6 protein-coding genes are annotated in these 11,752 nt (G+C 72.4%); 3 read left to right on the top strand and 3 right to left on the bottom strand.

Annotation, left to right across the window (positions count from 1 at the left end; genetic code table 11):
* Positions 1 to 48 precede the first annotated feature (48 nt).
* From ACWGH4_RS20970 to ACWGH4_RS20980, 3 genes are all read right to left on the bottom strand, one after another.
* Positions 49 to 1,638 (bottom strand): alpha/beta hydrolase, encoded by a 1,590-nt coding sequence (locus ACWGH4_RS20970; protein WP_453463000.1) that lies wholly within the window; start codon positions 1,636 to 1,638, stop codon positions 49 to 51.
* A gap of 62 nt (positions 1,639 to 1,700) precedes the next feature.
* Entirely contained in the window at positions 1,701 to 3,257 is a 1,557-nt protein-coding gene (locus ACWGH4_RS20975; protein ID WP_453463003.1) for an alpha/beta hydrolase, read from the bottom strand.
* A 130-nt stretch (positions 3,258 to 3,387) separates the two neighbouring features.
* The gene (locus ACWGH4_RS20980; protein WP_441264076.1) at positions 3,388 to 6,072 is read right to left on the bottom strand and encodes a lysylphosphatidylglycerol synthase domain-containing protein; all 2,685 of its coding nucleotides are present in this window, start codon (positions 6,070 to 6,072) and stop codon (positions 3,388 to 3,390) included.
* A gap of 305 nt (positions 6,073 to 6,377) precedes the next feature.
* Here ACWGH4_RS20980 and ACWGH4_RS20985 point away from each other — a divergent pair, with 305 nt between their 5' ends.
* From ACWGH4_RS20985 to ACWGH4_RS20995, 3 genes are all read left to right on the top strand, one after another.
* Positions 6,378 to 6,737, top strand: coding sequence for an MGMT family protein (locus ACWGH4_RS20985; protein WP_453463006.1), 360 nt, complete (start codon positions 6,378 to 6,380; stop codon positions 6,735 to 6,737).
* A gap of 158 nt (positions 6,738 to 6,895) precedes the next feature.
* Positions 6,896 to 10,381 carry an ATP-dependent helicase gene (locus tag ACWGH4_RS20990; RefSeq protein WP_453463009.1) on the top strand — a complete coding sequence of 1,162 codons (3,486 nt, stop codon included), beginning with the start codon at positions 6,896 to 6,898 and terminating at the stop codon, positions 10,379 to 10,381.
* A 104-nt stretch (positions 10,382 to 10,485) separates the two neighbouring features.
* Positions 10,486 to 11,595: a hypothetical protein gene (locus ACWGH4_RS20995; protein WP_453463012.1), complete on the top strand. Its 1,110-nt coding sequence runs from the start codon at positions 10,486 to 10,488 to the stop codon at positions 11,593 to 11,595.
* Positions 11,596 to 11,752: the final 157 nt, after the last annotated feature.

Below are 11,752 nucleotides of genomic sequence, written 5' to 3' on the forward strand. Positions count from 1 at the left end.
GACCGCGTCGAGCGGTCCGGGGCCTTCGTCGTGCCGGCTGCGGGCACCTCAGGACGTGCAGGTACTGCCGTTCTGCGGGACCTTGCCCGCGAGCAGATAGGCGTCCACGGCCTCCGTCACGCACGTCCCGCTTCCGTAGGCGCCGTGGCCCTCACCCTTGTTGGTGAGCAGTACGCCGACGCCCTTGCCGAGCTCGTCGGCCATCTTCTTCGCACCCTCGTACGGGGTCGCCGGGTCGCCCGTCGTACCGATCACCAGGACGGGCGCCGCGCCCTCGGCGGAGACCTCCGGCGTCTCCCACTCGCCGGGCACCGGCCACTCGGCGCACCAGCCGGCCAGGTCCCACGCCAGATACGGGCCGAAGACCGGGGACACGTCGGTGAACTCGGCGAGATGACGCGAACGCACCTCGGCGGGCAGCACCCGGCCCTTGGCGTCGGCGCACGAAATGGCGCGCTGCGCATGGCTCTGAGTGCCGTAACGGCCGCTCGCGTCACGGTCGTTGTACGAGTCGGCCATCAGCAGCAGCCCCGTGCCGTCGCCCTGCTCCGCCGCGTCCAGAGCCTGGGTCAGGTACTTCCAGCTGCTCTGCGAGTACAGCGGCTGGATGATCCCGGTCAGCGCGAGGCTCTCGGTGAGCCGTCGCCCGTCGGCCGCGGGTATCGGCTTGCGGTCGAGCTGCCGCAGCAGTTTCACGACGCGTCCGGTGCCTTCTTCCGCGCTGACGCCCCGGCTCTTGAAGTAGTTCTCCAGCGCGCGCTGGAATCCGCGTGCCTGGTTGCGCGAGTGCCCGGCGTAGTCGGCGGACGGGTCGACCACGGCGTCGAGGACCAGCCGCCCGACGTTCTTCGGGTACAGGTGGGCGTAGACGCCGCCCAGCTCGGTGCCGTAGGAGAAGCCCAGATAGTGGAGCTTGTCGTCGCCGAGGACGTGGCGTATCAGGTCCATGTCGCGTGCGGCGTTCGCCGTGCCGACGTGCGGGACGACCCGGCCGGACCGCTCGGCGCAGCCTTTGCCGAAGGCCGCCGCGTCGGCCATGTAGGTCTTCTCCTCCGCCGCGGTGTCCGGAGTGGCGTCCAGGCCCAGCGACCTCGCCGTCTCCTTGTCGCCACGGCACACCACCGCGGAGCTCTCCGCCACACCACGCGGGTCGAAGCCGACCAGGTCGTAGCGGCTGTGCAGGCTGCCGTAGCTCTCGGCCGCCTGCGGCAGTGCCGCCACGCCGGAGCCGCCGGGGCCGCCGAAGTTGAAGAGCAGCGAGCCGATGCGCTTCTCGGGGTCCTTGGCCTTGGAACGGATCAGCGCGATGCCGATGGTCTCCCCGGCCGGGTCGCCGTAGTCCAGCGGGGCCTCGACCGTGGCGCACTGCCACTGGCCGCCGGGCGCCTGCGCGGAGCTGCCGTACGCCTTGGTCGGGGCCTCGCAGCGCTTCCAGTCGGGCTTCTGCCCGGTCAGCACGGCCGGCAGGGCGGAATCACCGGCAGGGCTCGCCGCAGGGGAGGAGCCGGCGGAGGACGGGGATTCGCCGTTGCGCGCGTCGCCGGTCCCGTCGCTCCCGTCCCCGCTGCATCCGGCCGCGCCGGCCGCCACGAGGATCGTCGCCGTTGCCAGGGCCACCGCTCGCACCCGATGTCTCATCCCACACATCCCAACGGTCGTCGAAGACAGTTTCGACATCCTAGGCAGGGCACGCGCCGGCACTACCTGCACACCGTGCCGTCGGAGGGGACCCGGCCGTTCAGCAGGTAGCCGTTCACGGCGTTCTTGACGCAGGGGCTGCTGCCGTACGAACCGTGCCCCTCGCCCTCGTAGGTGACCTGGACCGCGACGCCCTTGCCCAGCGCCTGAGCCATCGCCTTCGTGCCCTTGTAGGGGGTCGCCGGGTCGCCGGTGTTGCCGACCACCACGATGGGCGGCGCGCCCGGCGCCGAGACGTCCGGGTGGTCCCAGGTGCCCGGTACGGGCCACTTGCTGCAGCTCGCCTGCCCCCAGGCGAGGTACTCGCCGAAGACCGGGGAGGCCTTGCGGAACTCGGGCACCATGGCCTTCGCCTGGTCGACGGTGTAGCGGGCCTTGGTGTCGACACAGCCGATGGCCGTGCCCGCCGCCTGGATGTTGCTGTAGGTGCCGTTCTCGGAGCGTCCGTTCAGCGCGTCGGAGAACGCCATCAGCAGAGCCCCGTTGCCGCCGTCCGCCTCGTCGAGGCCCTCCTCCAGGAGCTTCCAGTACTCCTTGGAGTAGAGCGTCTGGATGATGCCGTTCGCCGCCTGCCCCTCGGTGAGCATCCGCTCCCCGATCCCCCGGATCGGCTTCTTGTCGAGCCGGTCCAGCAGATTGATGATCCAGTCCTGGATCTCCTGCACGGACGAGCCGGGGAGCCGGCACGCGTCACCGCGGTCCAGGCAGTCCTCCGCGAAGTTGGTGAGGGCCTGCTGAAAGCCCCTGACCTGCCCGAGCGCGCTCTGGACGGTGTCCAGCGTCGGGTCGACGACGGCGTCGAAGACGGCCCGGCCGATGTTCTTCGGGTACAGGTGGGCGTAGACGCCGCCCAGCTCGGTGCCGTACGAGATGCCGAAGTAGTGGAGCTTGTCGTCGCCGAGGACCTGGCGCATCAGGTCCAGGTCCCGTGCGGCGTTGGCGGTGCCGACGTACGGGAGTTCGTCACCGGAGTTCTCCTCGCAGGCCTTGGTGAAGTCCTCGATGCCTTCCAGGAAGGTCTTCTCCTCGGCCACGTCGTCGGGCGTCGGGTCCTCTGCCGCGTACTCGTCCATCTCCCTGTCGTCGAGGCACTCCACGGGAACACTGCGGCCGACTCCCCGCGGATCGAAGCTCACCAGGTCGTAGCGGGCCCGGAGACCCTCGTAGTCGGAGGTGAGCGACGGCAGGGTGTGCACCCCGGAGGCGCCCGGTCCGCCGAAGTTGAAGACGAGGGAGCCGATGCGGTTCGCGGTGTCACGGGCCCGGGCACGGATCAGGGCCAGCTCGATCGTCTCGCCGTCCGGTTTCGCGTAGTCCAGCGGGACGTCAATGAAGGAGCACTCCCACTTCGTCCCGCCCGGCAGCGGCGACGGCGCCGGACCGCCGCCTTCCGCCTGCGAGGGTGCGGGGCAGGGCCGCCATTCCAGTCGCTGGGAGGCGAGGTCCTTCGGCCTGTCCTCGCCGTCGTTCCCCTCGTCGGAGCACCCGGCGGCGGCCAGCAATGCGGCTGTCACGGTGGCGGCGGCCGCGGCGCGCGCGGCGGAGGAAGTTATCGGCATGTCGCCATCGTGCGCCGCCACCGAGTACCCCGCACGGGCGAAGGTCCATGCGGGTGGAGGATGCCGCGCTACGCCGGACGGGTGACTTCCGGCGGGCCGGGGGCGGCCTGTCGGGCGAGCCCCCGGCCCGTCAGAGGGAGCCCTGGCGGGTGAGATGGGTGAAGGCGAACCAGCCCGGCAGGACCGGCAGCCACAGCGTCATCGTCCGGTACAGCAGCACCGCGGGCGCGGCGACGTCCCCCGGTACGCCCACCAGCACCAGACCGCCGAGCAGCGCGCCCTCGACGGCACCCACACCGCCAGGAGTCGGCGCCGCAGAGCCCAGTGCGTTCCCGGCGAGGAACACCACGGCGATGCTGGCGTAGCTCACCGGCTGGTGCCCGCCGTCGAACGCCCGGACCGACGCGTCCAGACAGAGCACGAACACACCCGTCAGCAGCAGCATCCCGCCGATGCCGGTGATCAGCTTCCCCGGCCTCTGCAGCACGTCCAGCATGCGCGGCACCACGCCCGCGAACAGCGACCGCAGCCGGGTCACGACGAACTTCCGCAGGAACGGGATCGCCGTCACCACCAGCACCAGCACGGCGACCGTCAGCAGCCCGGCGATCACCGTCCTGGACGGGGTGAGCGACGCCGTCTTCTCCGTGCCGGTCAGATAGCCGAAGGAGAGCAGCAGCATGATGTGCGCGCCGAGCCCGAACAGCTGCGAGGCGCCGACACTGGCCACGGCGAGCCCCGGCCGGACACCGGAGCGCTGCAGGAACCGGGTGTTCAGCGCCACGCCGCCGACCGCGGCAGGTGCGACGATCTTGACGAACGACCCGGCGACCTGCGCGAGCACCGTCCGCAGGAAGCCGACCCGCTCGGGGACGAATCCCAGCAGGCTCATCGCCGCCGCGAAGTAGCTCAGTACGGAGAACAGCAGGGCCGCCGCCACCCAGCCCCAGTGGGCGTTGGCGAAGACGGTGCCGAAGTCGATGCCGGCGATCTGCGACAGCAGGAAGTACGCGGCGACCGCGCCGGCGATGAAGCTGACGAGTGTCCGTGGCCTGATCCGCTCCAGACGGACGGGCTCCACAGGGGCCTGCGGCCTGATCAGCAGGACCTGCCGCCGGATCTGGGAGAGCAGGTCCTCCTCGCGCACCTCGTCCATGGCCTCGTCCATGGCGCGCTTGTCCGCCTGCTTCTCCGCGCGCTCCACCTTGCGGGCCGCCTTGCGGTCGTCCGCGGAGGGCCCCTCTGTACGGGCCCGCTTCGCCGCCTCCGACGCCTCCAGCACCGCATCCCGCTCGCGCTGGGCACGCTCGCGTGCCTGGTGGCGCAGGGTGGCCCTGGTCGAGCGGCTCAGGGCGATCGGCTGGAGGAGCGGCAGGCAGTCGGCGACCTTGTCGGGGCCGAGCACCTCGACCGCCGCGGCCACGGCCCGTTCGGCGCCCACCCGCAGGCCCAGGGTCGTCAGCAGCTGGGCGATGTCCATCCGGAGCACCATGTCGCCGGCGGCGATCTCTCCGCCGCGCAGATCCGTGATGATCACCTGGCCGTCCGGGTCGACCAGGATGGCGTCGCCGGCGAGCCGACGGTGGGCGATGCGGCGCGACTGGAGCGCCTTCACCTGGCGCCAGGCGCCGCGCACCACGTCGTCCGTGATCTCGTCGTCCGCCAGGGAGTCCAGGGAACGGCCCCCGGAGTGCTCGTACACGAGCATCACCGCGTCGGGACCGAGTTCCGACGTGGCGATCAGCTTGGGGGCATTGGCGCCGGCGGCGATCGCCGCGTACGCGAGCAGGGCCTCCTGCTCCAGCGCCTGACGCAGCGACTGGATGGAACGGCGGGTCGTGATCGAGCGCAGTGTCAGCCGGCGCCACACGCGGTAGAAGAAGCCCTGCGCCTGCTGTTCGCGGTCGACGACGGTGACGTCCAGCGGAGGGCCGTCCTCCAGCGACACCAGATACCGGCGGCCGCGGTCCTGGTCCGCGCTCTCCGGGGCGTCGTCCTCCGCACGCATGGCGGTCACCGGGCGGAACCCGACGTGACGCAGGCCGGCGAGCAGGTTCCGGCCGGTGGGGCGCACGTTCGGCGAGCCGACGGCATAGAGGGTGCCGTACGCGACGGTCCAGCCCAGCAGCACGGTCAGCAGCACCGAGAAGGGGGTGGTGTAGCCGGCGACGAGCATCGCGAAGGCGTCGAGCATCAGCACCATCCACAGGACCACGCGCCAGCGGGGTCTGCGGGCCATGCCCACCGCCGTCATATAGGCGATGACCGGCGCCAGGTATCCGTGCACCGGATCGGTCAGCTCGCCGCCGGTCTGCTGCTGGGTCAGCGCGTCCTGGAGCGAGCCGGGGGCGCTCTTGGCGACCCAGAGGTCGGTGGCGAGGGTGACTCCGTGGGCGAGGACCGCGGCGAGCACGCCGTCCGCGATCCGCAGACCGTCCCGCTTGATCAGCCGCTCGATGGCGAACGCCACCGGCACGAGCAGCACGGCGATGCTGGACACCAGGCCGGCGATCTTGACCAGCAGGTCGGGGGCCTGCCCGGTGCCCTTGTTGATGTCCTGCTCGAGGCCGCTCGTGGTGCCCTGCGCGAAGGCGGCGACGGCCAGCACGAGTGCGATGACCAGAATGCCGATCAGCAGCCGCATCAGGTCCGACGGGCGGTGCACACGGGCGGCGAGCAGCGGTTCGTCCCCGGAGACCTGGTCCGCGTGGGCCACCTCGGCCTCCGGTACCCCGGCCGCCGGCGTCTCCTTGCCGGGAACAGCCTTCTCCGGGTGCGGCTCGGAATCAGGGGTGCCTGCTGCCTTCGGCTGCACGCCCTGCTCCTTCGCCGTCTCTGTCTCTTCTTGATCTCGTATCACCAGTCACCGCCCGCACGATGGTGGCACGACCGGACGACAGAGGGGGGCATCAGGGTGCAATGCGGGGTCGCGAGGCGAGAACGGTACCCCTCTTTGCCTCCCATGTGCCGATTCTCCCTCTCCGCATCGCGGCCTTCTCGCCCAGGGCCGGTCCGGCCGTGCGTCTTCGGGCCGCGCCGCTGTCCCTCACGCCGCTCCCGGCCGGAGCGGTCCCCGTCGGGGGCGTCAGGGCCACTGCGTTGTCGGTGCCGTGCGGCAGGATGGGTCGGATGGACGAGCTGCCTGAGTACGCCGAGCGGGTTCTGGAGGTCGCCGAGCGCATCCCGCCCGGCCGGGTCATGACCTACGGGGACGTCGCGGAGTGGCTCGGCGACGGCGGACCCCGCCAGGTCGGCCGCGTCATGGCGCTGTACGGCGGCGCCGTGCCGTGGTGGCGGGTGGTGCGCTCCGACGGCGTCCTGCTCCCGGGCCACGAACTGCGCGCCCTGGAGCGGTACCGCGAGGAGGGGACCCCGTTGCGTGAAGCGTCCCGTGCCGCGGAAGGGCATGTGCCGCGCCTCGACATGAAACGCGCGCGATGGGACGGCGCCGGGGCGCACAGCGACGAAGCTCACATATGACAGCTTCCGCCAAGCGGCGACAGGGCGGGGACTCCGAGGACCGCACGGGGTACGGAACGGCTCCGCCGTCCGTACCCGGGCGCCTGGCGTAGCGTCTCCAGCGCGCGGCACGAACCGCACTCTCACCACCAGCACACCCACCAGGACCGGCGATCCACGTGAGCTCCTCCTCCACCACCGGGCATGTGCCGTACCCGCAGCAGGTACGGCAGGGGGTTCTCCCGCGCCCGCACGGGCGGGGCGGAAGGTTCCCGGGCGCGTACCGGCTGGTGCGAACCCCGCCGGGCCCCGTGACTCCCCCTCTCCTGGACGCAGCCCAGCGCGCTGTGGTTGACCATGGAACCGGACCGCTTCTCGTGCTCGCCGGACCGGGCACCGGCAAGACGACCACGCTCGTCGAGGCCGTCGCGGCCCGGATCGCGGCGGGCACGGACCCTTCTCGCATCCTTGTCCTCACCTTCAGCCGCAAAGCGGCGGTGGAACTGCGCGACCGGATGGCGCTGCGGCTCGGCGGCGCCCGCGGACCGCAGGCCACGACGTTCCACTCCTACTGCTACGCGCTCGTCCGCTCTCATCAGGACGCCGACCTGTTCGCCGAACCGCTGCGTCTGCTGTCGGGTCCGGAGCAGGACGTCACTGTGCGGGAACTCCTCGCCGGCCAGATCGGCCTGCCCGGCGTCCGCTGGCCCGACGAACTGCGGGCGTGCCTGACCACCCGCGGCTTCGCCGACGAGGTCCGTGCCGTGCTGGCCCGGAGCCGCGAGCTGGGCCTCGGCCCGGACTCCCTCGCCCGCTTCGCCGCCCGCATCGGCCGGCCCGACTGGAGCGCGGCCGCCTCGTTCCTCGCCGAATACCTGGACGTCCTCGACCTCCAGGGGGTGCTCGACTACGCGGAACTGGTGCACCGGGCCGTCCTGCTGGCCGAGGAGGTGGCGCTGCCCGCCTACGACGCGGTGTTCGTGGACGAGTACCAGGACACCGACCCGGCCCAGGTGCGGCTGCTGCGCGCGCTGGCGGGCGGCGGGCGGACACTCGTCGCCTTCGGCGACCCCGACCAGTCGATCTACGCGTTCCGCGGCGCGGACGTGAACGGCATCCTCGACTTCCCCGACGCCTTCCCCCGTGCCGACGGCACTCCCGCCGGCGTCGCCGTGCTGACCACGTCCCGGCGCAGTGGGGCCACCCTGCTGGCGGCGACCCGGCTGCTGACCCGCCGGATGCCGCTGACACGGCTGCCGGCCGGCAAGGTCCGCGCCCACCGCGAACTGGCGGCGGTCCGCGAGGGCGGCCGCGTCGAGGCGTACACCTATCCGACGGCCTCCACGGAGCTGGACAACATCGCGGACATCCTGCGCCGCGCACATCTCGAGGACGGCGTCCCCTGGCACGAGATGGCGGTGCTCGTCCGGGCGGGCGGCCGCACCATCCCCTCCATGCGGCGCGCCCTGACATCGGCGGGCGTACCCCTCGAGATCGACGGCGACGACGTGGCCCTGCGCCATGAACCGGCGGTGGCGCCGCTGCTGACCGCCCTGCGTACGGTCGCGACGGCGGCCGCGGGCCGCCCGGCGGACGCGCCGCCCACACCGGCGCCCGCGCCTGTCGCCGGGGGAGCGGGCGAGGAGCCCGGCGCCGATGGAGGGGCGGTCGAGAGCTCCGGGGATCCGGAGGAGGCAGGCGAGCGGGGCGATGCTAGTGACGGCGCGGCCGAGGTCTCCGGGATTCCGGAGGAGGCGGGCGAGGCGCGGGAGCCCGGTCCCGAGCCCGCCGTGTGGATCGACACCGAGACCGCGCTCACTCTCCTGACCTCGCCGCTCGGCGGCATGGACACCGCGGACCTGCGCCGTCTCGGCCGGGCGCTGCGGGACGAGGAGCGGGCCGGGGGCAACACGCTGCCGCCGCCGTCCGACCAGCTTCTCGCCCGCGCGCTGGCCGAGCCCGAGCGGCTTGTCGCCCACGATCCGGCGTACGCCCGAGGCGCCCAGCGGCTGGGCGCCCTGCTGCGCAAGGCGCGCGAACTCCTGGAGTGCGGAGGCACCGCGGAAGAGGCCCTGTGGCTGCTGTGGGACGGCACCCCATGGCCGCAGCGCCTGGAGCGTGCGGCGTTCCGCGGCGGCGCGGCCGGCCGGAACGCCGACCGTGATCTCGACGCCGTCTGCGCGCTCTTCGAGACGGCGGCGCGCGCGGAGAAACGCACCGGCGGCCGCGGCGCGCTCAACTTCATCGAGGAGCTCGAAGCACAGGACATCGCCGCCGACACCCTCTCCAAGCGGGAGGCCCGCCCGGAGGCCGTGCGGCTGATGACGGCGCACCGCTCCAAGGGCCTGGAGTGGAGCCTCGTCGTGGTCGCCGGTGTGCAGGAGGGCCTGTGGCCCGACCTCCGGCGCCGGGGCTCACTTCTGGAGGCCGACCGCATCGGACGGGACGGCCTCGCCGAGCCGCTCACCCCCGGCGCCCTGCTGGCGGAGGAGCGCAGGCTGTTCTACGTGGCGGCCACCCGCGCCCGTGACCGTCTCGTCGTCACCGCGGTCAAGGCCCCGGCCGACGACGGTGACCAGCCCTCCCGCTTCCTGGCGGAACTCGGCGTGGAGCCTCGTGATGTGACCGGCCGTCCGCGCCGTCCGCTGGCCGTCGCCCCGCTCGTCGCCGAACTGCGCGCCACCACCGTCGACCCGGACGCCTCCCCCCGGTTGCGGGAGGCCGCCGCCCGCCGGCTGGCCCGGCTCGCGGCGCTGACCGACGAGGAGGGACAGCCGCTGGTGCCTTCCGCGCACCCGTACCGCTGGTGGGGGCTGTACGACGCCACCCACAGCGCGAAGCCGCTGCGCGACCGGGACCAGCCCGTCACGCTCTCCGGCAGCGCACTCGACCAGCTGGCCAACAGCTGCGCGCTCCAGTGGTTCCTGGGCCGGGAGGTGAAGGCCGACGCGCCGGCGACCGCCGCCCAGGGCTTCGGCAACGTCGTGCACGTGCTCGCCGACGAGGTCGCCTCCGGCCGTACCCCCGCCGACCTCGCCGTTCTCATGGAGCGCCTCGACTCGGTGTGGGACGCGCTCGTCTTCGACGCCCCCTGGAAGTCGCAACAGGAGAAGGGACACGCGCGCGCCGCACTCGAGCGTTTCCTGCGCTGGCACGTGATGGACCGCGGCGGACGCCGCCCCGCCGCCACCGAGCACGACTTCGACGTCACGCTGGAGGCGGGCGGGTTCGAGGTGCGCATCCGGGGCTCCATGGACCGCGTCGAGCAGGACGAGCAGGGCCGCGCCTATGTCGTCGACTTCAAGACGGGCAAGCAGACGCCCACGAAGGACGAGGTCGCCCGCCATCCCCAGCTCGCGGTGTATCAGCTGGCCGTCCGCGAGGGCGCGGTCGACGAGGTCTTCGGCGGGAACCGCCCCGAGCCGGGCGGCGCCGAGCTCGTACAGCTGCGGCAGCCGGCCGCGAAGAAGGAGGGCGGCGACGCCCTGCCGAAGGTCCAGGCACAGGAGGCGCTCACCGGCGAATGGGTCGGGGACCTGCTCGCCACCGCGGCCGGCCGGGTCCTCGACGAGCGTTTCACGCCCTCCACCGGGCAGCACTGCGCCCATTGCGCGTTCCGCGCGTCGTGCAGCGCGCAGCCGGAGGGCCGCCAAATAGTGGAATGACCGGAGTTTTGTCATGCAGTGTCACATTTGCGCAGATCCAATGGACTTCCCGGCCATCGCGACACGTCGTGGCGGGCCCATCCGGATCTGCGAGGAGAGACAACATGACGGCCAAGCGGAAGTCCCTGGTGACGGCGGCGGTCTGTGCGAGTGCCGTCATCGTGCTGGCGGGCTGTTCCCAGGACGGTGACATCAAGGCCAAGGGAGCCTCCGGGGAGCGAAGAGGGCCTGCGGCCGTGACCAGCGGCGACGGCGAATCGCTGGAGGGCCTCGACGCCGGGCAGATCGCCGACAAGGCGGTCGCGGCCACCAGAGCCGCCAAGTCCCTGACCATGGCGGGCCGGACCGAGAAGGACGGCGAGCCGGTCTCCGTCGACCTCGCCCTCGACTCCGGCGACAAATGCAGCGGCCTGCTCGGCGTCAAGGGAGGCAGAGCGGAACTCCGCCAGGCGTCCGAGGTCATGTACCTCAAGGGCGACGAGCAGTTCTGGAGCGCCTCATTGCGCGAGCGTTCCTCCGAGTCGCCCGGGGTGGACAACGACGCCGTCGTGGAACTCATGCAGGGCCGGTGGGTCAAGATGCCCACCGGGACCGTCAAGGACCTGGACCGCGTCTGCGACCTCAAGGCGATGTTCGCGCAGATGGACGTGGACGAGGCGGACCGGAAGCAGATGACCAAGGGCCCGGACTCCGAGGTCGACGGCGTACCGACGGTGACCCTCGTGAAGAAGGAACAGGACAGGACGACGACGGTCCATGTCGCGAAGGAGGGCAAGCCCCATGTCCTCAAGATCGTCAAGGCCGGTGGCAACGAGACCGGCACCATCGTTCTCTCCCGCTACGACGAGCCGGTCGAGGTCGAGGCGCCGCCGGCCGGGGAAGTGGTCGACCTGGACAACCTGACCGGGGGCGCGGGCCTCGGCTTCGAGGCGGGCCCCACGCAGTCCGGCGACGGAAGCGGCACGGACGGGGAGTCGGACACGGGAGGGGACTCCGGCGTCGGAGCCGGCACGGACCCCGGTGAGAACCCGGAGGCGGACGGGGGCACCGGCTCCGCCGAGGGCTCCGGCTCGGACCAGGACACCGATACCGGCACCGGCGACGGACGGGGTTCCGGCGAAGGCTCCGACGGCGACGAGGGCACCGGCACGGAGTCCGGCGGGGACACCGGCTCCGGCGCGGGGACGGCCGCGGACGGTGACAGCGCGTCCTAGAGACCGGTACAGGCGGCCGGCTCCGGGGCTACGGCCCCGCGCTTGCGGGCTGCCGGGCTATGGGGCCCGCGCTTGCGCGCTGCCGGCTGCGGCACGGCGCCCGGCTCCCTCTGGCCGAGCCACTGCTGCGCGGCCTCGCGGGCCGGTCTGCCGTGGC

This window comes from Streptomyces sp. NPDC054847 (assembly GCF_053610925.1).

Excerpts from the sequence above, each read along its gene's own strand:
- ACWGH4_RS20985 (WP_453463006.1), top strand. The coding sequence starts at position 6,378 with ATGGGTCGGATGGACGAGCTGCCTGAGTACGCCGAGCGGGTTCTGGAG.
- ACWGH4_RS20995 (WP_453463012.1), top strand. The coding sequence starts at position 10,486 with ATGACGGCCAAGCGGAAGTCCCTGGTGACGGCGGCGGTCTGTGCGAGT.
- ACWGH4_RS20975 (WP_453463003.1), bottom strand. The coding sequence starts at position 3,257 with ATGCCGATAACTTCCTCCGCCGCGCGCGCCGCGGCCGCCGCCACCGTG.
- ACWGH4_RS20970 (WP_453463000.1), bottom strand. The coding sequence starts at position 1,638 with ATGAGACATCGGGTGCGAGCGGTGGCCCTGGCAACGGCGACGATCCTC.